The 23,402-nt window shown below is 59.3% G+C and carries 19 protein-coding genes; 8 read left to right on the top strand and 11 right to left on the bottom strand.

The annotated features are described in order from the left end of the window. Nucleotides 1-125: 125 nt before the first annotated feature. The 6 genes from AC07ZE_RS15800 to AC07ZE_RS15775 all read left to right on the top strand — a co-directional run bounded on the left by AC07ZE_RS15800 (nt 126) and on the right by AC07ZE_RS15775 (nt 8,315). Nucleotides 126-1,124: a hypothetical protein gene (locus AC07ZE_RS15800; RefSeq protein ID WP_207265638.1), complete on the top strand. Its 999-nt coding sequence runs from the start codon at nt 126-128 to the stop codon at nt 1,122-1,124. 19 nt (nt 1,125-1,143) lie between these two features. Continuing rightward, complete coding sequence (locus tag AC07ZE_RS15795) at nt 1,144-2,103, top strand: hypothetical protein (RefSeq protein ID WP_207265637.1); 960 nt, start codon at nt 1,144-1,146, stop codon at nt 2,101-2,103. Between the two features lie 181 nt (nt 2,104-2,284). Further along, nucleotides 2,285-4,474: an autotransporter outer membrane beta-barrel domain-containing protein gene (locus AC07ZE_RS15790; RefSeq protein ID WP_207265636.1), complete on the top strand. Its 2,190-nt coding sequence runs from the start codon at nt 2,285-2,287 to the stop codon at nt 4,472-4,474. Between the two features lie 176 nt (nt 4,475-4,650). Beyond that, nucleotides 4,651-6,123, top strand: a complete 1,473-nt coding sequence (locus tag AC07ZE_RS15785) for a hypothetical protein (RefSeq protein WP_207265635.1) — start codon at nt 4,651-4,653, stop codon at nt 6,121-6,123. A gap of 192 nt (nt 6,124-6,315) precedes the next feature. Then, complete coding sequence (locus AC07ZE_RS15780; RefSeq protein ID WP_207265634.1) at nt 6,316-7,434, top strand: RHS repeat domain-containing protein; 1,119 nt, start codon at nt 6,316-6,318, stop codon at nt 7,432-7,434. Next, nucleotides 7,434-8,315: an RHS repeat-associated core domain-containing protein gene (locus AC07ZE_RS15775; RefSeq protein ID WP_207265633.1), complete on the top strand. Its 882-nt coding sequence runs from the start codon at nt 7,434-7,436 to the stop codon at nt 8,313-8,315. Before AC07ZE_RS15780 ends, AC07ZE_RS15775 begins: the two co-directional genes overlap by 1 nt. A gap of 105 nt (nt 8,316-8,420) precedes the next feature. Here AC07ZE_RS15775 and AC07ZE_RS15770 read toward each other — a convergent pair whose 3' ends face one another. Then, entirely contained in the window at nt 8,421-8,705 is a 285-nt protein-coding gene (locus AC07ZE_RS15770; protein WP_095194764.1) for a helix-turn-helix transcriptional regulator, read from the bottom strand. A gap of 336 nt (nt 8,706-9,041) precedes the next feature. Here AC07ZE_RS15770 and AC07ZE_RS15765 point away from each other — a divergent pair, with 336 nt between their 5' ends. Continuing rightward, nucleotides 9,042-10,229 (top strand): pyridoxal phosphate-dependent aminotransferase, encoded by a 1,188-nt coding sequence (locus AC07ZE_RS15765; protein WP_207265632.1) that lies wholly within the window; start codon nt 9,042-9,044, stop codon nt 10,227-10,229. 127 nt (nt 10,230-10,356) lie between these two features. On the opposite strand, the gene AC07ZE_RS15760 is transcribed toward AC07ZE_RS15765, so the two are convergent. From AC07ZE_RS15760 to AC07ZE_RS15715, 10 genes are all read right to left on the bottom strand, one after another. Next, nucleotides 10,357-11,334, bottom strand: coding sequence for a 2-hydroxyacid dehydrogenase (locus AC07ZE_RS15760; RefSeq protein ID WP_207265631.1), 978 nt, complete (start codon nt 11,332-11,334; stop codon nt 10,357-10,359). Between the two features lie 20 nt (nt 11,335-11,354). After that, nucleotides 11,355-12,647 carry an MFS transporter gene (locus tag AC07ZE_RS15755; protein ID WP_207265630.1) on the bottom strand — a complete coding sequence of 431 codons (1,293 nt, stop codon included), beginning with the start codon at nt 12,645-12,647 and terminating at the stop codon, nt 11,355-11,357. 46 nt (nt 12,648-12,693) lie between these two features. Next, on the bottom strand, nt 12,694-13,728 hold the full coding sequence (locus AC07ZE_RS15750; protein WP_207265629.1) for a sugar kinase: 1,035 nt from the start codon (nt 13,726-13,728) through the stop codon (nt 12,694-12,696). Next, complete coding sequence (locus AC07ZE_RS15745) at nt 13,721-14,503, bottom strand: sugar phosphate isomerase/epimerase family protein (protein WP_207265628.1); 783 nt, start codon at nt 14,501-14,503, stop codon at nt 13,721-13,723. The genes AC07ZE_RS15750 and AC07ZE_RS15745 overlap by 8 nt, the downstream gene beginning before the upstream one ends. 88 nt (nt 14,504-14,591) lie before the next feature. Beyond that, nucleotides 14,592-15,617: a LacI family DNA-binding transcriptional regulator gene (locus AC07ZE_RS15740; RefSeq protein WP_310650371.1), complete on the bottom strand. Its 1,026-nt coding sequence runs from the start codon at nt 15,615-15,617 to the stop codon at nt 14,592-14,594. Nucleotides 15,618-15,747: 130 nt separating this feature from the next. Then, on the bottom strand, nt 15,748-16,356 hold the full coding sequence (locus tag AC07ZE_RS15735; RefSeq protein ID WP_207265627.1) for a LysE family translocator: 609 nt from the start codon (nt 16,354-16,356) through the stop codon (nt 15,748-15,750). A gap of 52 nt (nt 16,357-16,408) precedes the next feature. Next, nucleotides 16,409-17,248, bottom strand: coding sequence for an AraC family transcriptional regulator (locus tag AC07ZE_RS15730; RefSeq protein WP_207265626.1), 840 nt, complete (start codon nt 17,246-17,248; stop codon nt 16,409-16,411). Between the two features lie 78 nt (nt 17,249-17,326). Further along, nucleotides 17,327-17,968, bottom strand: a complete 642-nt coding sequence (locus AC07ZE_RS15725) for a DUF1345 domain-containing protein (protein ID WP_207265625.1) — start codon at nt 17,966-17,968, stop codon at nt 17,327-17,329. A 193-nt stretch (nt 17,969-18,161) separates the two neighbouring features. Next, on the bottom strand, nt 18,162-21,260 hold the full coding sequence (locus AC07ZE_RS15720; RefSeq protein ID WP_207265624.1) for a multidrug efflux RND transporter permease subunit: 3,099 nt from the start codon (nt 21,258-21,260) through the stop codon (nt 18,162-18,164). A gap of 15 nt (nt 21,261-21,275) precedes the next feature. Continuing rightward, a complete protein-coding gene (locus AC07ZE_RS15715) occupies nt 21,276-22,433 on the bottom strand; it encodes an efflux RND transporter periplasmic adaptor subunit (RefSeq protein WP_207265623.1) in 1,158 nt (385 codons plus the stop codon). 265 nt (nt 22,434-22,698) lie between these two features. Here AC07ZE_RS15715 and AC07ZE_RS15710 point away from each other — a divergent pair, with 265 nt between their 5' ends. Beyond that, a complete protein-coding gene (locus AC07ZE_RS15710; protein ID WP_207265622.1) occupies nt 22,699-23,400 on the top strand; it encodes a response regulator in 702 nt (233 codons plus the stop codon). Nucleotides 23,401-23,402: the final 2 nt, after the last annotated feature.

Raw genomic sequence — 23,402 nt, 5'->3', positions numbered from 1 at the left:
AGGTCTTGCGACCGGGCAGAACGACAAGCGCTTAGCAGTGTTTAGCCATGGGTTGAACTGCCAGAGAAGTTTGAAGGCCATGACGCTGTTCATGGCTGAACTGAAACGGATTTGGAGAGACAAACATGGCCAGTTCATTCCAGAAACTGACTGCTGAGCAGGTGCGGGACCGTTATCGTCAAAGGTTCCCCCGGGCCGATCTAGTGAAACCCACGATCGTTGATGCCATGGATGGCACTGGATTGATACACAGCAGCAAGCTTGATTTCGCATTGAAAGTCAAAATTCCATTGTGGACTGAACGAGCACCCTTTCCGGGGGCGGTCAATGTGTTGACGATGGAGTGGCTGCTTCCCTCTTCAAAGCAATGGCGAGGCTTCGGTGACCCGGAAGATATTCCCTGGCCCGGCGATTTGCCCGACTCCGCATTCCCACTGGATAGGAGTATCCCGGTTGAGGTATTCAGTGAACACGAAGGGCCGTTTGAATTTCGTTACCGCGTAAAAAACTGGAATAACGCAACCGAACGAGTATCACTGACGGCCCCGGTGCTGCTCGATAGATCCGGGCCGCCCTGGGTCAATCCGCTCACGGCCATGATCGATATCGTTGAAAAGCCCGTGATCACCGATGCTGTTTTGGCGCGAGACGGAGGGGTCTATTGCTTCATCCCGGATTTTGTCGACGCTGACAGGGATGATGTATGGGTTGACGTGTACTGGATGACCAGGCCGCCTTTGCCGACGGAGACTATTACCGATTTTCTCGTGCTTAGCACCCAGCTTCCTTCAGATCGCAAAGTGTTGATACCTGAGGATGTGATCAAGGGTTATGGCTCCAAGACCCAATACGCTGTGGCTGTCCTGCGCGATAAGGCAGGTAACCCCGGTGAACGGTCGCTTCCGGCTACGGTACCGGTTGCGCTGGGTATTCTGCCCAGTGGCTTGCAGCGTTGCACGGTACCTCTGGCCGAGGACGCCGAGACATTGATTGATCGGGCCGACGCGGCTTTTCCAACCAAGGTCCATATCGAGGAGTACACAGGATGGGACGATAGTCATGGCGTACAGATTTGGTGGGGGGGGGCAGAAGCTTCCCCTCACATCCGTTGGCTCACACAATAAGTGGCCACTGGAAATTCAAGTGCCCTGGTCCATCATGTCACTCGTGTACGACTTTGACTCGACCACGCATGTACAAGCCATCGATGTCGACTACCAGATTCTGGTAGGCGATTACCCCTTTGATTCACCGGGTCCTGTCAATATCAATACGGACTTCGCGACTCCCAAGCCGGGTGACCCTGACCCCGAGCCAATCGATATTAGTCTGAATTTAATTGAATTCTTGAGTTTTAGTGGCAGCAGTACCGAATTGACACTGAACGATATCGATGAAGACGCAACCGTATTTATCGAACTGTACGATGGCCCTGAGATCGGCGTTACCTTTACGCCTCGCTACAATGGCGTTCCCCTCTTGGCAGCCCCTCATGTCGTCGATGGAAATGAAGAACCAAACGAAAAAATACCCTTCACCGTGACGTGGGACGAAATCAAACAGTTTCCAGTCATGGAAAACTTGCCGATTGATTACACCCTGACGCATCCAGACTTCAAGAACCCGCAGCAATCAGGTCCTGCCCACATTGATGTGCTCGTTGAAACCGTCCAACATCCTGATCCGCAATTCCCGGAAATACCGGGCGAGCCGGCGAATTTGATCAACTGTAACTTCCTGCGCGAGAAAGGTGGGGTATGGGGCATTGTGATGCACGTTCCAAAATCGACCTATCTGAAAAAAAATACCGCGATAGTGCTTGAGTGGAAAACTTATGAGCCCGGTGGTACGGAAATAGCCACCCACACCGAGACGCTGACTGTTTCCCAGGAAGAGGAAGATAACGGTCTCGATTGGCTCGTACCCCATGACAAATGCCTGAAACCGACGTATCCCGATTACAGTTATGGGGTAGGCAAGATGAAATACACAATCACCGTGCGCGGAACTCCTGTGCCATCCACCACGGTTGAAAGGTTCATTGCCGTATTTGAAGCTGACGGCGGTGCGGGCAACATGAACTGCAAAATCCCCAGACCTTGAAGCCATTTAACAACAGGCAGCAGGAAGAGCGCATTTTCCTGCTGCCGGTCATTGAGTGTGGCCAGATTTCGGAAAAGTCCTACAGACGCATCTGAGGGTTCTGAATAACTTTGCCGCCCCGGTTTGTAGGGCAAGGCATAAGCCCTGACGAACTCCAGCTCAATGACTTTTGTGGTGCTTGATGAACGCTAGACGAACCTTTGCCTTACATCCTCTTTCGGCTTCCTTGAAGTGGATGACGCTCTTGCCCCTGTTGCTGACCAGTACTCATTCGTTGGCAAGAATCATTGATGGTGGCCTGCCGGTGGAGATTGACAGCAGCGTGCCCGCCGAATCGTACTTGTTGCGAAATGCGGCGCATCTGATGGCCAATGGTGCGACCACTCACAATATCCGGGCTGAATCCAATTCTTCCGTGACCCTGAATGCCTCGACGGTGACCTCGGTGACCAGCAACGTCGGCGTCGAGTTGGTCGACAGCAATGCAACGATCACCGGCAGCAGTGTGATCGGGAACAGGGAGGGGCTTTCTCTTGGTTCCGCCGCTGCTGCCCCGGTGGGCTCCACGGCAACAGTGACTGACAGTCTCATTTCAGGGGGAAATACCGGTATTACAGCCGGTGACCTGAGCAAGTTGACCCTGAATCGATCCGTGGTCACCAGTGGAACCACCGGGCGGGGGCTTCAGCTTGCCAATGGTTCGGTCTCGGCAACGGCCAGTACTATTCGTGGCGGCGACAATGGAGTGCTTTTCGTGCCCAGTGGCAGTGTCGGCACGCCCGGACGCCTGGTACTCGACAGCACCCTTGTGCAAGGGCAAAACGGTGCGGCGATTGTCGTCAATGACTTTGGCCTGGCACCCGTTTCAGCCACGATCGAAGTGAACAACGGCTCCACCCTGGTGGGTGGTAACGGGCGGATCCTGCAAGTCGATGGCGTATCGACGGCCAATCTGACGGTTGATAACAGCCTGCTGGTGGGTGACGTCGTTGCGGGCTCCGGCGCAACCGCGAACATCACCTTGCAAAACCACGCAACCCTGACCGGCCAGCTTGAAAACGTCAATCGGTTGGCCATCAACAGCGACGCTCGCTGGGTGATGGTCGGTGACGGCAGCGTCGCGAACATGGAGCTGAACGGTGGTGCTGTGCAGTTCGGCAATCGGGGAGAGTTTTTCAAGCTGACGGTGGGTAACTTGTCGGGCACCGGCGGTACATTTTCAATGCACACCAATTTCGGGCAGATCGATACCCTGACCGTCACCGGAACCGCGACGGGCAATCACAGCGTTGAAATCGATGCCAGCGGGTTTGAACCCGTGGCTGCCGGTGCCATTCCGGTGATTCATATCGCGGCGGGTGACGCAGAGTTTTCGTTGCGTGATGGTCCGGTCGACCTGGGTGCTTACTCCTATGAACTGCTTAAACAAGGCAATAACGACTGGTACCTGAATACGGCAACAAAGGTCATCAGCCCTGCTGCGGCATCGGTCATGGCGTTGTCCAATGCCACCCCCACGGTCTGGAATGGCGAGCTCACGACATTGCGCAGCCGCATGGGCGAAGTGCGGATGGACCACGGTAAGGCCGGTGGGTGGGTTCGCGCCTATGGCAACAAGTTCGATGTCGATGCCGGTTCCGGCGCGGCTTACCAGCAAAGCCAGCAAGGTTTTTCGTTTGGCGCCGATACGCCCGTGGGGGACGAGTGGCTGGTGGGCCTGCTGGCCGGTTACAGCCAATCCGAGCTGAATCTGAGCCACGGCACCCGCGGTACGGTCGACAGCTATTATGCCGGCCTTTACACCACCTGGTTGGCTGCCAACGGTTACTACTTCGACGGGGTAGTGAAGTTCAACCACTTCCAGAACGCGTCTGACGTGCGCCTCAGCGACGGTAAAAAAACCAAGGGTGACTACAACACCAACGCTGTCGGTGCCTCCCTGGAGTTCGGCCGGCATATCAAATTGGCCGACGACTATTTTGTCGAGCCGTACACCCAACTGTCGGGCGTGATCGTTCAAGGCAAAAGTTATGCCCTGGACAACGGTCTGACAGCCGAAGCCGATCACACAGGTTCATTGCTGGCCGAGGTCGGAGCGACCGCCGGACGCAACTTCATACTGGGTGAGGGCAAAGTGATTCAGCCCTACCTCCGTGCCGCTTACATGCACGAGTTTGCCAGGAGCAACGAGGTCAAGGTCAACAACAATGCGTTCAACAATGATCTGTCCGGCTCCCGTGGCGAGTTGGGTGCCGGGATTGCGCTGACCCTGACCGACCGGGTTTCGCTGCATGCTGATGTTGAATACAGCAAGGGCGACAAGATTGAACAGCCGTTGGGTTTCAACATCGGTGCGCGCTATAGCTGGTGAACACACCGAAAGGGACGGCGGGGGAGGGAATGCCTTCCCCGGTTCTTCTGACTTTAACACCGGCCTTTTAGCGGCCTGTGACACAGGTAAAAACATGACGATGCAGTTTTTAACAAACCTGCCGTAGACCCCCTGAAAGGGAATGTCCCGGCGCACCACTGAATGAGGGAATCATCATGCCCAAGCATTCCGCCCCTTCCGATAAGCCTCAAAACCTTCCTGCTCCTACAGTTGTCGGAATCGTTCCTCCAATGCCGGGCGGTGAAGAGAATCTGTTACCTGTGGGGGCGTGGCAGTTTCCACTGCGCATCGTGTTTGATTGGTGGGAAGATCCCTCGTCATTGCCAATGTACGCCGATGTCGTCCAGCTTATCTGGAATGGTGACGAGGCTAATCCCGTCGCGGAAAAACGATATGACGGGAGCAACTATCCGAATCCCCCTCCTGATCTCTGGCTGGATGTTCCTCCCTCTCGATTGGAGGAAGGGATTCATACCTTGTATTACCTGCTCAAACCCTGGAATGGTTCGACGCCACAGCCATCGGCACCTGTGACCATCACCATCGATAAAACAGCACCCGTCCTCGCCACGTCCAGCAAACTGATTTTCCCTCCAGCCGTTCTCCCCCCCAACAAACTCGACGCCCGCTATCTTGAGCAAAACGGCGACCAGGTGAAGGTCAACCTTCCTGCCTATACGACACCCAAGCCCTGGGACCGCATCACCTGGTTTTATGGGACAACGCCAGGCACGACGAATCAGGGTGGATTCATCGAGCTTGACGAAAGAAACTACGCCGAGCCCGTTGTCATCACGATTGAAGGTCAGTTCCTGCGGGACAAGGGCAAAGGCCATCGGTATGTGAGGTATGAGGTACAGGACCGCGCAGGCAACAAAAGCTTGAGTTCCGACGTTGTTGAACTGGACGTTGATGCCATGCCGATCCCGCGGACCTTTCTACCGTCAAAGGTCAAGGAGGCCAGCGGCGGTGCAAACAGCGGCGTGGTGAAACCAGGCGATTTGGTTGCTGGTGCCACGGTAATCATCCCGTCCGGGGCGATCTTTTATGCGGGCGAGCGGGTGTTCGTGCAATGGGCGGCGCGGGGCACGGTCGGCGAGTTCCGAACCGAAGTGCCGGTTGCGACAGAGCCGCGAGAGTGCAAGATCCCGAACACCAACATTGCCCAGCATATGGGCAAGAGCCTGCCGGTGAGATATGAAGTGTTCGAGCGGCCGGACAGCGAAGAGCCACTTAAGTCGCAACTTTACACTTTGCGGGTCGAGGAGTTGACCGGACTTCCTACCGTTCAGTGCGAGAAGGTGTCGGGCGGAAACCTGAGCCTGGCCAGTCTCACGACAGGTTTCGCCGACTTCACTCTCGAAAGGTGGACTTTCATGGCCACCGATCAGTTCATAACCGTCACGGTAGAAGGAATCGATGCCAGCAATGAAAAACTGGTGATTCCCGTCCTCACGGAATCTCCGGTTCGGCAAGTCGCCCAGGTCATCCCTGTCGGGCGAATATCCAAAGTCAATCTGCAGCGTTTCAAACTTAACGTCGGGATTGATGTGAAGGTCAAAGTCAGCTTCGATAACAAGCTGACCTGGAAGACTTTCCCCATGTTGCAACCGAAACTGATCGCTTGAGTCATGGGCGCTTCCGTTAACGGGTTTGCCTGCCAGGGCAAACCCGTTTTTTTTTTCAGCGCATTTACTGGTAGGTGATAGTGAAGCTCAGCGCACCTTTGGCCAAGCCTGGGCGAACCGCTGTCGAGGGTTCGGTCTGATAGAAGCGGGCTTTGAACTTGAGTTCAGTTTCGCCTGGCACAATGGGGATGATTGGCGCTTGCGTGGCAAGTTCCACTGGCGCGCCGTGATTGTCCAATACCTCGCCTGGGCGTTCAGGGCGAATACGACGAAGCCGATTACAGATACGATGAGAAAAACGCGCGTCTGCTGTTTTGTCAGGAGCTGGGGTTACAGCTCACCCGCGAGTACTTCAGCACCGGTGAGTTGAAAAGCGAAAAGCGGGAAGGGCCGGGCGGTGAACACACCATGTATTATCGATACAGCCGGCTTGGCCGTTTGCTGAGCTACACCGATGTTCTTGGCCAGGAACAGGGTTACGACTATGACCCTCAGGGACGTTTGATAAAGACCCAGCTGGGTACTACGGTCTCGACCTTCGACTACGACTCGCTCGGCCAGACGAAATCGATCAACACCAGCGACAGCCTCAGTGGGCAAAGCGTGGGTATTACCCTGCAATACGATGAATTCGGTCGGGAAACCCTGCGCAGCTTCGACCTCAATGGGGTCAAGCAGACGTTGAGCCAGGTGTATAACGATGTCGATGGCTTGACGCAGCGAACCCTGATGGAGGGTACTGATGTACTGCGTGACGAGACCTATGGGTATGACCTTCGGGGACGATTGACCAACTATGAATGCATCGGTCCCCAATCCCCTGTTGACCCCTACGGTAAGGTCATCCAGAAACAGGTGTTCACATTTGACCCGCTGGATAACATCACGTTGGTGATGACCTATTTTGACGACAAATTCAATCGGGCGAGGTATTTCTACGACAATCCGGACAAGGTGCAACTGAGCAAGGTCACCAACACTCATGCGGACTATCCACCGGTGATCAATCTACGTTACAACCTGGACGGGCACCTGATTCAGGATGAAGAGCAGCGCACCCTCGAATACGATGCCCTTGGCCGATTGATCAGCGTCAGCGAACCGTCGGGAGGGGCGTCGAAAAGCACCAACTACACCTACACCCCCCTGGATAATATCGCTGGCAATGACGACGGCAGCGGACAGGCGCAGCGTTTTTATCAAGGTGATCAGTTGGCCAACCAGGTCAAGGGGGCTGACAGCCGTACGTTCATGTGGGGTGACAACACTGCGCTCGCTGAGCTCCAGGCAGGTGGTGTCCCAAAGTCTTGATGCTGGCCGGTGACAACAACAACACTGTGCTGAGTGAGGCGAGCCAGTCGGGACGCAATAATGCCGCCTACACGGTATACGGTCATCGTGCGAGCGATGCGCTGATGGACACTGCACTTGGCTATAACGGAGTATGGCTTGAAGTGGAAACCGGTGGTTATGCCCTGGGCAGTGGTTATCGATTTTATAGTCCGAAGTTGATGAAGTTTTTTGTTCCCGACGTTGAGAGTCCATTTGAGAAAGGTGGACCTAATGCTTATGCATATTGTGAAGGGGACCCAATGAATTATGTGGATCCGACGGGGACTTGGGCCATGCCGTCGTGGATGGGCAGGCTCGCGGCCTTGTTTACCAAGAGTTCCGCGAAGGATGTGGCAAAGCAAGCAACCAGAACAGCAAGGACAAAGGCCCCTAAAGTCCCTAATGTCAATAAAAAAGCGAGCAGTGCAGCGCCTTCAAGATCGAAGGGAACAGTTCAAAATGGGAGAATAAAAGGCGGTTTTTTTGAAGATTTAAAGAATGGAGTAGAAAAACGCAGCTTTGAGCCCAAAGCACCGAGGACAGGCCGTGGCGTTTCTCAGGTTGCCGGAGCGTCAAAGTTCGATGATTCACTGGCAAACCCGGCATCTGGTTTGGATCGATTAAAAGAAGGGCTAAAGCAACCTTGGCTGAAAGAAAGTGTTGTTGACAGCCATAGGTCAGTTACGCCGAACGGACCGTCGGTTTTTCAGTCGGCAGTGAATAGTAACGCTGCGCGGAGTGGATCAGACTTACCATCGATGTTTGAAGCTACAGCCAGTAAAGTGGCCGCAGCTCCAAGCCGAAACAAGCAAGATCTGGAAAGCGTTAATCGGGCTGCTTATAAAGTACGGGGACAGTAAATTTGAGCCCGTTCATGCTCGTCGTTGTTGGGCGAGCATGAACTTCTCTTGACGGGCTCAGAGACCCTCTTTAAAGACGCCACCCGAATTCACTTCGGGCCGTACTCAAGGCAACTCAATCAACCCCAATTCCAACGCCTTGACCACGGCGCAGCCGCGAGAACTCACACCAAATTTCCGGCGGATATTGGAAAAGTGATAGTTCACACCCGCCTCGGTGCAGTTGAAGATCATGCCGATTTCCCAGGAAGACTTGCCGGCGGCACTCCACTGCAGCACCTCCTTTTCCCTGGCGGTCAGTTTGATGGTCGTGGTTTGCTCCGGACCCTGATGTTGAAAATGGGCCTGAGCCGGTGATGAATGCAATTGCGCTGATTGGGCACGGTACATATTCGGTGTCTCCCATCTATCGACAATGATTGCGGGCTGCGCTCAATCGTCCTGCTCCACATCGGCAGGGGGGCGCGTGACTTTCCCTCGGCCGTCCGGGCAGGCGGCTGCAGGTTCGAATTCCTTATATCCCGAATGAAAATTTCTGGGACCTGTCACAAATTACAGGTGGTTGACCTGGATCTGTGTAAGCTGCTGAGTGTGTTGTTTTTTTCCCTCAAAAAAAATGGACTGCTGCGAGTTCTCTCGGTTGATCATCTATTTCAAACGCCGCGCTGGCGCGTTTCCCGATTTGAGATAGGGTTGAGGCTGGAACCCGCGCGAATGGAGAACGACATGCGCTATTCAGCCTTGACCCAACGAATCGCCGGTGACGGAGCAGCGGCCTGGCGGATTCATGATCGAGCGCTGGAGTTGCGCGAACGGGGCGTCGATGTGCTGCTGTTGTCGATCGGCGATCCTGACTTCGATACGCCACGGTCCATCGTCCGGGCCGCCATCGACAGCCTTGTAGCCGGTGACACTCACTATCCTCCCGTGCGCGGTACCCAAGGATTGCGCAGCAGCATCGCCCGTCGACACACACAGCGCAGCGGCCAGGTGGTTGAGGCCGGGCATGTGATTGTGTTTCCCGGCGCCCAGTGCGCGGTGTACTCGGTCGCGCAATGCCTGCTCGACCCCGGCGATGAAGTGATTGTCGCCGAACCGATGTACGTCACGTATGAAGGCGTGTTCGGTGCCATCGGCGCGAAAGTGCTGCCGGTGGCGGTACGGCCGGAGAAAGGCTTTCGGGTTGATCCCGAGGATGTCGCAGCCTTGATCACGTCCAGGACCCGCGCCGTTCTGCTCAACAGTCCCAACAACCCTTCCGGTGCCAGTTTGCCGCTATCGATCTGGAAGGCATTGGCGGCATTGTGCATTCGTCACGACCTGTGGCTGATCAGCGACGAGGTCTACAGCGATTTGTTGTACGAGGGCGAACACATCAGCCCTGCCAGCCTGCCGGGCATGGCTGAACGCACCGTGACGATCAACAGTTTGTCCAAATCCCACGCCATGAGCGGCTGGCGGGTGGGCTGGATGATCGGGCCGCCACCCTTGGCCGATCACTTGGAACATCTGTCGTTGTGCATGCTGTTCGGGATTCCCGAGTTCATTCAAAACGCCGCGCAACTGGCGATGGATGAGGATTTGCCTGAGGTGGCGTTGATGCGCGAAGAGTATCGCCGGCGGCGTGACCTGGTGTGTGCAAGTCTCAACCATTGTCCGGGCATCCGTGCCATTCAACCGGATGGCGGCATGTTCGTGATGGTCGATGTGCGCCCGACCGGATTGTCCGCCCAACACTTCGCCGAGCGGCTGCTGGAAGGCTATGGCGTGTCGGTGTTGGCCGGTGAGGCCTTCGGGCCAAGCGCGGCGGGGCATATTCGCATCGGGTTGGTGGTGGACCGACCGAAACTGGCGGATGCCTGTCGGCGGATAGCATTGTGTGCGATCGACCTTCTGGAAGCTCGCCGGGCCTGAAAGTTGTGTGTTGCCGCTGCCGGCCTCTTCGCGAGCGGGCTCGCTCCCACAGGGGATCGGTTAACGCCGCAGATCAAATGTGGGAGCGAGCCTGCTCGCGAGGGCGGCCTGACAAGCAAAGAGATTCTCAAGCCTTCCAGGCCCTGTCATTCACCAAATTCCCTGGTCGCTCCCCCGACAGCGCCGCCAACAAATTGTCCACGGCACACCTGGCCATGGCTTCCCGCGTCTCATGGGTCGCCGAACCGATGTGCGGAGTCGCCACCACGTTATCCAACTGCAACAACGGCGAATCCGGGTCAAGCGGCTCGCGCTCGAACACATCCAGCCCGGCCGCCCGAATCTGCCCCGAGCGCAACGCCTCGATCAGCGCCGCTTCATCCACCACCTTGCCCCGTGAAATATTGATGAAGATCGTCTCCGGCCGCATCTGAGCAAACTGCTGCGCGCCAATCAATCCTTCGGTTTCAGCGGTCAGCGGCAAGGTCAGGCAAACGAAATCCGCCTGCTGCAATAGCGCCGACAAGCTGCGGTACTGCGCATTGAACCGCTGTTCCACTGCCGGTTTCGGCGAATGGCTGTGATAGATCACCGGCATGCCGAACCCGAAATGCCCGCGCTGGGCCAAGGCTTCACCGATCCGCCCCATGCCGATGATGCCCAGGGTCTTGCCGTGCACATCGGTACCAAAGTGCGCGGGACCGATGTTGCGCTGCCAGTGGCCGGCGCGAACCAGGTTCGCCAGCTCCACCACGCGCCGGGCGGCTGCCAGGATCAGGGCGAAGCCGGTGTCGGCAGTGGTTTCGGTGAGCACGTCCGGGGTGTTGGTGAGCAGGATGCGCCGCTCGGTGAGGTAGTCGATGTCGTAGTTGTCGACGCCCACCGAGACGCTGGCGATGGCCTCCAGATTCGGTGCCAGGTCCAGTAGTTGCGCGTCCAGTTTCAGGCTGGCGCCGAGCAAGCCCTGGGCATGGGGCAGGGCGGCACGCAATCGGTTCAAGCCATCGGCATCGAGGCTGTCGATCAGCGTTACCTCGGCCTGTTCCTGAAGGCGGGCCATCAGCGACGGCGAGAGTTTCTTGTACAGCACAACCTGCTTTTTCATCGTGGGTTCTCTCCTTCAATTCAAGGGTGGGCAGGGCGGGTCACAGTAACCGGGGGCCGTTCGCGGTCACTGGCGCCGGGCTTGAGGACAATCGTCAGCACCACCGAGAGCATCAGCGCACCGCTCATCAACAGGTACGAGGCGCCGGGCGAGCCGGTGGAACTGTTCAGGTAACCGACCAGCCAGGACCCGCCAAACGAGCCGAGGGCGCCCATGCTGTTGATCAGCGCCATGGCGCCACCGGCGACGTTGGCCGGAAGGATTTCCGGGATGATCGCGAAGAACGGCCCGTAGGGTGCATACATGCAGGCACCGGCAATCACCAGCAGGGTGTAGGACCACCAGAAGTGTTCGGCACCCAGGGCGTAGGAGCCGTAGAAGGCAATCGAGGCGATCAGCAGCGGCGGCCAGACGAAGCGTTTGCGCTTCTGCAATTTGTCCGAGCCCCAGGACACCAGCAACATGCCGATCACCGCCGCCAGATACGGCAGCGCCGAGAGCCAGCCGGCTTCGACCATGTCCATCTGCGCACCGGCCTTGAGGATCGACGGCAGCCACAGCACGAAGCCATAAACACCGATGCTCCAGCAGAAAAACTGCAAGGCCAGGATGATCACTTTCGGCGAACGGAAGGCTTCGGCGTAGTTCTTAACGGCCTTGATGCCCACCTGTTCGGCGGCGAGGGCGCTTTCCAGGTCGTGTTTTTCCTGGTCGTTGAGCCACTTGGCCTGGGCTGGGCGATCATCGGCCAGCTTCCACCAGATGAACGCCCAGAACACTGCCGGCAAGCCTTCGATGATGAACATCCAGCGCCAGCTGTAATGCTGCACCAGATAGCCCGACACCACCGACATCCAGAGCATGGTCACCGGGTTGCCGAGGATCAGGAAGGTGTTGGCCCGCGAGCGTTCGGCACGGGTGAACCAGTGGCACAGGTAAATCAGCATCGCCGGCATCACCGCGGCCTCGACCACGCCGAGCATGAAGCGGATGACGATCAGCCAGTAAGCATTGGAGACGATCCCGGTCAGGGTCGCCAGGCTGCCCCAGAGGATCAGGCTGACGAAGATCAGCTTCTTCACGCTGTGCTTTTGCGCGTAGATCGCCCCCGGCACCTGGAAGAAGAAGTAGCCGAGGAAGAACAGCGCGCCGAGCATCGACGACAGGCCCGGGGTGATCATCAGGTCGGCGGCCATGCCGGATGCGGCGGCGAAGCCGTAGTTGGCGCGGTCCAGGTACGCCAGGCTGTAGGTGATGAACACGATGGGCATGATGTACCACCAGCGGCGGGTGGCGAGGGTTGCGGTTTTCATGGGTGGTGCTCCTGAGCTTGTTGTTTTTGTCGCAGCAGGTAACGGTTTAAATCTCTATTGACTGGACTGACGCCTTCGAGAGCAGGCTCGCTCCCACAGGTACGGTGGTGTCCTTGTGGGAGCGAGCCTGCTCGCGAATGGCGGTTTCGAATTCGACGGACATCTCGGCCCGGGTCGGCAACCCCTCCATATCCCCCCGACTCTGCACCGCCCGGCTGCCCACCCAGTTGGCGCGCTTCACAGCGTCGGCCATGCTGTGGTTTTCCAGCAGCGCGCTGATCATGCCCACGGCAAAACCATCGCCGGCACCGACGGTGTCGACCACCGTTTCCACCGCAACGCCTGCGACGAAGCCTTCGTCCAGATGCGTGCGGTAATAAGCGCCGTGCGGGCCAAGCTTGATCGCCACTGCTTCGACACCTTGGTCAAGGTAGAACGCGGCAATGTCGGCCGGGTCTTCGAAGCCGGTCAGCAAACGACCTTCACTCAAGCCCGGCAGCACCCAGTGGGCGAGGGCGGCGAGGCGGTTGATTTCGCTGATCATCTGTTGCGTACTGGCCCACAGGCTCGGGCGCAGGTTGGGGTCGAAGGACACGCTGCGCCCGGCGTCGCGCATACGGGTCATCAGCTCGAAGGACATTTCCCGCGCGCTGGCGGACAGCGCCGCAGGAATGCCGGTGGCGTGCAGGTGCCGCGCCTTGAGCAATCCGGCAACGATCGACTGCGGAGACAGGTGACTGGCCGCCGACCCACGACGGAAGTACTCGACCCGGGGATCGTCGCCGTCGTCGGTGCGCGACTTGAGTTGAAAGCCGGTGGGGTGCGCGGTGTCGGTCACGACATGGGTGCAGTCCAGGCCTTCTCTTTGCAGCGTATCGACCACGAACCGCCCCAGTGAATCATCACCGACCCGGCTCAACCACGCCACCTTGAAACCCAGGCGTGACAGACCTATGGCGACGTTGCTGTCGGCCCCGGCAATGCGTTTGTGGAAATGCTGGACCTTGGCCAGGTCGCCGTTCTGATCGGCAACGAACATCGCCATGGTTTCGCCGAACGACAGAATATCGATCTCAGACATGGGCGCTCTCCAGCTGTGGCTGACCGAGGCAGGAGAGGACGGCGACATGCTCGGTGGTGAGCTGCACCAGGTCATCGCCTTGCAGCGGATATTCAGCGGCGCGCATCACGCCTTGGGGCATATGCCGCAGCAGTTGTTCCCACAGATGCAGGTCGCTGGCAGCCGGTGGTATGGCGACCAGTTTGCTGTCGGCCCGCCGTGACACGGCCTTGCAATGCACATAGCCAACATGGCGGCCGAGCAGCCGCGCGGCGCTGGCGGCGGACTGATCCTGCCAGTGCCAGTTGCCGATATCGAAGGTCATCTTGATGGGCAGCCTGTGCTGCTCGACTTCAGTGAAAAAACGCTGGAAAGGTTCGATGCGGCCGCCGTGGAGGGTCTGGTCGTTTTCCACCAGCAACTGCACCGGGCTTTGCCCCAGGACGCGGGCCAGGATTTGCAGGTCGTTGTTGTCGGTGAAGTAGCCCAGTGAAACCTTCAGCCATTTGGCACCGAAGGTTTGGGCGCGTTGCAGGGCGTTGATCAGTTCGGGGTTGGGCTTCGACTGGCCGGCCAGCCACAGCTCCATGGGCGAGGAATACACGCTTTCAAGCCCTTGGGTACGAGTAGCCTCGGACAGTTGTGCAGGATCTTCGTCTGTCAGCAATTCTTCGCGCCATTCGATGCGATTGGCGCCGGCGGCGGCCAGTATTTCGATGAAGCTGCCCTGGCCACGCTGGCGTACCAGATCGGCGCCGTAGCTGGATAGACTGATGGAGACGGCGGGTTTGTTCATTTTTTTTCTACCTCTGAAACCGGTTTCATTTTTGTTCAAAAAAATAGGTGTTGTTCTTTCGGGCCTCTTCGCGAGCAGGCCCGAACAATCACCGAGAAATCCAGCGGGTCGACCCCCGCACAATCAACCGCGCCGAAAAATCCAGGGTCCGCACCGGCCCGTCATCCCCGCGCAAACGCTTGAGCAGACACTCAAACGCACTCGCGCCAATCTCTTGCGTCGGCTGGGCGAGGGCGGTGATGCCGCTGCCCACCAGCGGGTACCAATCCAGATCATCCAGGGCAATCAAACCCACGTCTTCAAACAGCTTGCACTGGAGTTCACGCAAGGCATGGGTGCTGGCCAGCGCCGCAATGCCGTTGGCACAGAACAGCGCTTTCGGGCCGGGGCCAGGGGCGTCGAGGAAGGATTTGAGGTTGGCGGTCAGCTCGCTGCCGGTTTCGACGATTGATCCGCTCAGCGTCGAGCGCTGTGCGATCTGCGCTTTGAATCGGCTCACACGTTCAATCCGCGAACTGGTGCCGTCAAACGGTTCAGTCACCAGCAGCACATCACGATAGCCACGCTCCTCAAGATGCGTGAGGGCCATGTCGACGGCTTGCGGGTTGTCCAGCCCGACCATATCGCTCTCAAGGTGCTCGACCTTGCGATCCACCAGCACCAGCGGCATTTCCCGGTGCAGTTCGTGCAATTCGTCGCGGTGATGGCCGAGGGTGTTCACGATCAGGCCTTCGATGTTGTACGAGCGCAGCAGGGCCAGGTGCTGGCGTTCCTGCTCGTCGTCGCGGTCGGTGTTGCACACCACGAGGCTGTAGCCGTGCTGCCGGCAGGCGGTCTCCACCCCATGCATCACGGCAATCGAATAAGGATTACGGATATCGGCCACCAGCATGCCGATCAGGCGGGTGCGCCCGCGTTTCAGGCCGCGAGCCATCTGGTTCGGCCGATAGCCCAATTCGGCAATCGCCTGTTCGATGCGCTGGGCAATGGCGTCGGAGAGCAGGGCGCGGTCGTCACCGATGAACCGCGACACGCTGGCCTTGGAGACCTTGGCGTGTTCGGCCACATCGAGCATGGTGACGCGGCTGCGCTGGGCGGCGGAGAAATCGTTCACGGGTTGAAACCTTCTTATTGGATTTATACGGTCGGGTGCGCTGTGAAGTCGCACTGAAACCGGTTTCAGAAGACACCAAAAGCAGATTCGCCGTCAAGCCCCGCGTGAGTGATTGCCCGACAAATGGGCTTCAAGCCAAAACGCTTAACCATGCCGAACCCAGCAACAACAGGGCCATGCAGCGATTGAACCTCTGCATGGCGCGAGGCGAGCGCAACCAGTGGCTGGAGCCTGCGCCGAGCAACCCCCAGACACCCAGACACGGCAGCGAGATCAGAAAAAAAGCCAGGGACAGATACAGCACATGTGCCAGGCGATCTTCTCCCGTGCCGGCAAACACGCTGACCACGGCCAGCGCCATCATCCAGGTTTTCGGGTTGATCCATTGCAGGCTGGCAGCGCCCCAGGCGCCGAGGCGGGCTGTGGTTTTTTGCGAAGTAACGGCTATGGCCGGGGCGCTGAAAATTTGCCACGCCAGGTAACTCAACCAGGCCACGCCGACCCACTGCATCGCGGTTTGCACGACGGGCCGGGAGCTCAATGATGAACCCGCTCCCATACCGACCAGCAGCACAAGGATCGCCGCGCTGGCACAAGCGCCAACGATGATGGGAACCGTGGCGGCCATACCGAATCGGGCACTGTTGCTCAGCACCAGAATATTGGTCGGGCCGGGTGTGATAGACGCCACGAAGGCAAACAGCAGGAAGGGCAGAAACGTCGGGAAAGAAGACAGCATCGCAGGCAAACTCCGGTGAAGATCAATGAGTGGATCTTCACCATTGCCAGGGCTATCTGTCTGGAAGGTTTGAGCAGCGCTTGCGGTACAGCGCCGGCGTCAGGCCGTAGGCGCGCACGAACCAGCGTCCCAGATGACTCTGATCAGCAAAACCCAGCGCCATGGCCACCGCCGCCGGCTGCTCGCCCCGGGCCAGCATCCGCCGGGCCGTGGCCAGTCGCAATTGCACCAGATAAGCGTGGGGAGCGATGCCATAGGCGGCCTTGAAGGCGCGGGTCAGGCGGAAGCGGTCGACCCCTGCGGCGGCGGCCACCTGGTCGAGGCCGATGTCTTCGTGGGCATGGGCGTGCAGAAAGTCCCGAGCCTTTTGCGCCACCAGCGGCAAGCGCGGGTCGTTGGCATAACGGGCGCGCCAGTGCAGGTGCGCCGTGAGGCGTTCAAGCAAGCCGTCGAGGGCGGTCTGGCGAACGATCTTCAGCTCGCCCCGATGCAAGGCTTCGAACGCCAGGCGCGTGGCGTGGGCCAGACGCACGTCGATCGCCAGTGTGTTGGCGAAGCTCAACTCACCCTGGTCGGGCGCGCTGTCGAACACAGCGCTGAGTTCGCGCTTCAACCACTGCGGATCGAGGTACAACGTGCGGTAGGTAAACCCGTCGACCGTCGGCGCTTCGCCGTCGTGGATGTCACCGGGTTCGAGCAGGAACACTTTGCCTGGCGTGCTCTGATGCCTGGCTCGCCGACAGTTGAATTGCTGCACCCCTTGCTCGGTGATGCCCACCAGATAGCTGTCATGCCAGTGCGGATCGTAGGCGTGACCCTCGAAATGCGCGCGCAGCGTCTCGATGCCGGTATCGGCGTCCTGGGCCAGGTCGATCCAGTTGTGAGAGGTCATGTGGCACCTGCGGGACGGATTACCGAGTCATTTAACGCCTGCAGCGGGGGCAATGACTAGAACGTTTGTGCACAAAGGTCAGTTGAACAGTCCGGCGGCGATGTTGATCGAAAACCCGAGAATCGCCGTATTGAACAGAAAGCCGATCAGCGATTGCGCCAGCACAATCTTGCGCAACTCCCGAGTCGCCACGCCGACATCCGATGTTTGTACCGCCACGCTGAGGGTGAACGAGAAGTACAAAAAATCCCAGTAGTTGGGCGTGGTCAATCCTTCGGCAAAGCGCAGCGCCGGTTCCTTGCCGTCCCAGGTGTAGAACAACCGCGCGTAGTGCACGCTGAAAATCACCCCGATCAACAGCCACGAACCGAGTACCGTCAGCGCGGTGAATCCGTAATGCAGCAGTTTGCGGGTGGTTTCCAGGTCTTTGCTGCCGGCCAGTTCGAAGGCGATGGTTGCCAGGCTGGCGATGGCGGCGATGCACACGATCAACAGCACCAGTCCGGCGTTTTCGTCTTCGATCTCGGCAATGCGTTTCACGTCCGGGGCTTTGGAGCGTACGGTGAGCCAGAACATCAGCATCAGATAAGTCCAGACCCCGACGTTCCAGCCAATGAGGATTTTGCTGATGATTGAATCGACGGGAATCAGAATGCCCGCGGCGATGCCCAGGGTGGCAGCGGCGGACAGGCGAGGGTGGGTGTGGGTGAGGTAGGGCATGGAGGCTCGATGAGTCGGGGGCTTGCAGACACCTTAGTCCAGCGCGGTCGAGTGTGGCCATATTCCCGAACGCCATGAGAACCCTTGTGGGAGCGAGCCTGCTCGCGAAGAGGTCGTCACATCCAACACTCATGTTGACTGGTAGACCGCTTTCGCGAGCAGGCTCGCTCCCACAGTGGGGCGGCGATGTGGCTTAAGCCTGCCGGTGGCGCCTGCGCACGAGCTTCATCACCACCACAAAAAACACCGGCACAAACACCACCGCCAGGGTCGCGGTGATCATGCCGCCGATCACCCCGGTGCCGATGGCTTGCTGGCTTGCCGAGCTGGCGCCGGTGGCAATCGCCAGCGGGACCACGCCGAGGATGAACGCCAGGGAGGTCATGACGATCGGCCGCAAACGCAGGCGCGAGGCTTGCAGCGTGGCGTCGATCAGGTCGTGGCCTTCGTCGACCAGACTCTTGGCGAACTCGATGATCAGGATCGCGTTTTTCGCCGACAGACCGATGATGGTGATCAAACCGACCTTGAAGAACACGTCGTTGGGCATGCCACGCAACGTCACGGCCAAGACCGCGCCGAGCACACCCAGCGGCACCACTAAAAGCACCGAGGTCGGTATCGACCAACTCTCGTACAACGCCGCCAGGCACAGGAACACGATCAGCAACGACAAGCCGAGCAGGATCGGCGCCTGACTGCCAGACAGGCGTTCCTGTAACGACAGGCCGGTCCATTCCTGGCCCAATCCCGCCGGGCCAAGTGAAACCAGGCGCTCGATTTCGGCCATGGCTTCACCCGTGCTGTATCCAGCCTTTGGTTCGCCGGAAATGCTGATCGCCGGATAGCCGTTGTAGCGGGTCAGCTGCGCCGGCCCCTGGGTCCATTTCGCCTGGACAAACGCCGACAGCGGCACCATGTTCCCGGCGTTGTTGCGCACGTGGATCTTCAGCAAGTCCTCGACCTGGCTGCGTTGATCACCCTCAGCCTGCACCACCACCCGCTGCATGCGCCCCTGATTGGGGAAGTCGTTGATGTAGGCGGAACCGACGGCGGTGTTCAGCACACTGCCGATATCGGCGAAGGACACACCCAGCGCATACGCCTGTTTGCGGTCGACGATCAGCTGCACTTGCGGTGCTTCGGCCAGGGCGCTTTCGCGCACGTTCATCAGGATCGGGCTCTTCTCGGCGGCCGCCAGCAGCTCGGTGCGCGCGCGCATCAACGTGGCGTGACCGAGGCCGCCACGGTCCTGCAAGCGGAACTCGAAGCCGCTGGAGGTGCCGAGGCCGTCCACCGGGGGCGGCAAGACTGCGAAGGCCATGGCGTCCTTGATCTGGCTCAGGGCGATATTGGCGCGATCGGCAATTGAACTCGCCGAGTCATCGCCGCCACGTTCGGACCAGTCCTTGAGCGTGGTAAACGCCAGCGCCGCGTTCTGGCCGCTGCCGGAGAAGCTGAAGCCGAGAATCACCGTGCTGTCGCCAACGCCCGGTTCCGTGGCGTTGTGCGCTTCGATCTGTTCGACCACCTGCACCGTGCGGTTCTTGCTCGCGCCTGGCGGTAGCTGAATGTCAGTGATGGTGTAGCCCTGATCTTCCACCGGCAGGAACGAGGAGGGCAGACGACTGAAGCACAGCCCCAGCCCCACCAGCAGTACCCCATAGATCAGCAGATAACGACCGCTGCGTTTCAACGCATAGGCGACCCAGCCTTGATAGCGCGTGGTGAGTCGCTCGAAACGGCGGTTGAACCCGCCGAAGAACCCGGTTTTTTCATGATGCTCGCCCTTGGCGATGGGCTTGAGCAGCGTCGCGCACAGGGCAGGGGTCAAGGTCAGGGCGAGGAAGGCCGAGAACAGAATCGAGGTGGCCATGGACAGCGAGAATTGCCGATAAATCACCCCGACCGAACCCTGCATGAACGCCATCGGAATGAACACCGCCACCAGCACCAGGGTGATGCCGATGATCGCGCCGGTAATCTGTTTCATCGCCTTGCGGGTCGCATCCCTGGGCGACAGGCCTTCGGTGGCCATGATCCGCTCGACGTTCTCCACCACCACGATCGCATCGTCCACCAGGATGCCGATGGCCAACACCATGCCGAACATGGTCAATACGTTGATCGAGAAACCCAGCGCCAGCATGGTCGCAAAGGTGCCCATTAACGCCACCGGGACCACCAGGGTCGGGATCAGCGTGTAGCGGATGTTTTGCAGGAACAGGAACATCACCGCGAACACCAGCACCATCGCCTCAAGCAGGGTGTAGACCACTTTGGTGATCGAGACTTTGACGAAGGGCGACGTGTCGTAGGGAATCTTGTATTCGACGTTGGCCGGGAAGTAGCGCGACAGTTCATCCATCTTTGCCCGCACCCGCGTCGCGGTGCTCAGGGCATTGGCCCCCGGCGACAGCTGCACGCCGACGGCGGTCGACGGCTTGCCATTCAGGCGTGTGGAAAACTGGTATTCCTGACTGCCGATCTCGACCCGAGCGACATCGGCGATGCGCACCGTCGAGCCGTCCGGGTTGGCCTTGAGCGCGATGTCGGCGAATTCTTCGGGCGTCGACAGCTGGCCTTTCACCAGAATGGTCGCGGTGATTTCCTGGGTCGTGCGGCTCGGCAAGTCACCGATGCTTCCTGCCGAAACCTGGGCGTTCTGCGCGACGATGGCGGCGTTGACGTCGGCCGGGGTCAGGTTGAAACCGATCAGTTTCTGCGGGTCGATCCAGATGCGCATCGCCCGTTCGGCACCGTACAACTGGGCCTTGCCGACACCGTCCAGGCGCTTAATCTCGTTCATCACGTTACGCGCCAGATAGTCGCTGAGCGCCACGTCGTCGAGCTTGCCGTCGCTGGAGGTGAGGGTGATCAACAAAAGGAAGCCGGCGGAGACTTTTTCCACCTGCAAGCCTTGCTGATTGACTGCTTGCGGCAGGCGCGACTCCACGACTTTCAAGCGGTTCTGCACATCCACCTGAGCCATTTCCGGATCGGTCCCCGGTTGGAACGTCGCCTTGATCGTCGCGCTGCCGAGGCTGCTTTGCGACTCGAAATACAGCAGGTGATCAGCGCCGTTGAGCTCTTCCTCGATCAGGCTGACCACGCTTTCGTCGACGGTCTGCGCCGAAGCACCGGGGTACACGGCATAGATTTCGATTTGCGGCGGCGCGACGTCGGGGTATTGCGCCACCGGCAACTGCGGAATGGCCAGGGCACCGGCCAGCAAGATGAACAGGGCGACCACCCAGGCGAACACCGGGCGGTCGATAAAGAACTGCGGCATAAACAAGCGTCCTGCTTACTGGCCAGAAACCTGGGCAAGTGGAAGAGGGGAGTCGTCGATCTGCACGTGTTCGCCGGGTTTGGCGTGTTGCAGGCCTTCGATGACAATGCGGTCGCCGGGCTTGAGGCCGCGGGTGACGATCCAGCGATCGTTCTGCACCGCGCCCAGTTCCACCGGTTGCTGGCCGACCCGTTGTTCGGCATCGAGCAGCAGCACTTGGGCAACGCCGGCGCTGTCACGCTGGATCGCCCGTTGCGGCACGCTGATGCCTTGCTGGTTGACCGCTTGCTCCAGGCGCACCCGCACAAAACTACCGGGCAGCAAATCGAGGTCCGGGTTGGGGAATTCGCTGCGCAGGATGATCTGGCCGGTGCCCGGGTCGACCGTGATGTCGCTGAACAGCAACTTGCCCGGCAACGGGTAGAGGCTGCCATCGTCCTGAATCAGCGTGGCTTTGGCCTGGCCCTGGCCGACCTCCTGCAACTGGCCGGAACGGAAGGCGCGGCGCAGATCGTTGAGTTCGCGGGTCGATTGAGTGAGGTCGGCATGGATCGGGTTCAGTTGCTGAATCAGCGCCAGTGGCGTGGTTTCGTTCTGCCCGACCAGGGCCCCTTCGGTGACCAGTGCACGGCCGATGCGTCCGGAAATCGGCGCGGTGACGGTGGCGTAGCCAAGGTTAAGTTTCGCCCGTTCAACGGCCGCCTTGCTGGCGGCAACGTCGGCGGCGGTCTGTCGCGCAGTGGCCCGGGCGTTGTCGTAGTCCTGGCCGCTGATAGCCTTGTCGTCGATCAATTGCGCGTAACGCTGTTCTTGCAACCGGGCCTGGAATGCGTTGGCTTCGGCCTTGCGCAACGCTGCTTCGGCACTGTCCAGATCGGCCTTGAACGGCGCCGGGTCGATGCGGAACAGCACATCGCCTTTTTTCACGTCGCTGCCTTCGCGGAAGGTGCGCTGCAGGACCACGCCGGCGACACGGGCACGGACTTCGGCGATACGCGGCGCGGCGATGCGTCCGCTCAGCTCACTGGTGATCGATAGCGGCCGGGCTTCGACAGTCTCGACACGAACACTGGCCAACGGCGCCTGTTCTTCGGCGGTCGAGGCCTTGTCGCACGCACTTAACGTCAACGCCAGGGCCAGAAGGCTGAGTCTGGCAAGCAGATTCTTAGACATGTATTACCCCAATAATGACCCCCAGCATCCTACTGGTCGGCGGCGAGGGTAGCGGTGAAGCTTTGTTGGCGCTGTGTGAAATTGTGTAAGGGTTTTACTCAGGAGTGTGCGGGGGCGTATATCCTTGAACCCTTGAAATTTATTGCGCCTGTCAGACCGCCTTCGCGAGCAGGTCCGCTCTCACAGTTGAAATGCGTTCGCCTGTGGGAGCGAGCCTGCTCGTGAAAACATCTATCGGGTGCCACTGCACTTTCTGGAAACACCCATGCCCAACATCCTCCTGGTCGAAGACGACACCGCACTCGCCGAACTGATCGCCAGCTACCTGGAACGCAACAGTTATTCTGTCAGTGTCATCAGCCGTGGCGATCAGGTGCGCGAGCGGGCGCGGGTCACGCCGCCGGATCTGGTGATCCTCGACCTGATGCTGCCCGGTCTCGACGGCCTGCAAGTCTGTCGCCTGCTGCGCGCCGATTCCGCGACACTGCCGATCCTGATGCTGACCGCCCGCGACGACAGCCACGATCAGGTACTGGGCCTGGAAATGGGCGCCGACGACTACGTCACCAAACCCTGCGAACCGCGGGTATTGCTGGCCCGGGTGCGTACCTTGCTGCGGCGCAGCAGTCTCAGCGAGCCGCAGACCGCCAACGACCGCATCTTGATGGGCAACCTGTGCATCGACCTGTCCGAGCGCACCGTGACCTGGCGCGAGCAGCCGGTGGAGCTGTCCAGCGGCGAATACAACCTGTTGGTGGTATTGGCCCGGCATGCCGGCGAAGTGCTGAGCCGCGACCAGATCCTGCAACGCCTGCGCGGCATCGAGTTCAACGGCACCGACCGTTCGGTGGACGTGGCGATCTCCAAGCTGCGGCGAAAATTCGACGACCATGCCGGCGAGGCACGCAAGATCAAAACCGTGTGGGGCAAGGGTTACCTGTTCAGCCGTTCCGAATGGGAATGCTGAGG

Source organism: Pseudomonas sp. GW101-3H06 (assembly GCF_059424605.1).
Note: the sequence above shows the minus strand (reverse complement) of the source record. Positions and strands in the feature narration are given on the sequence as shown.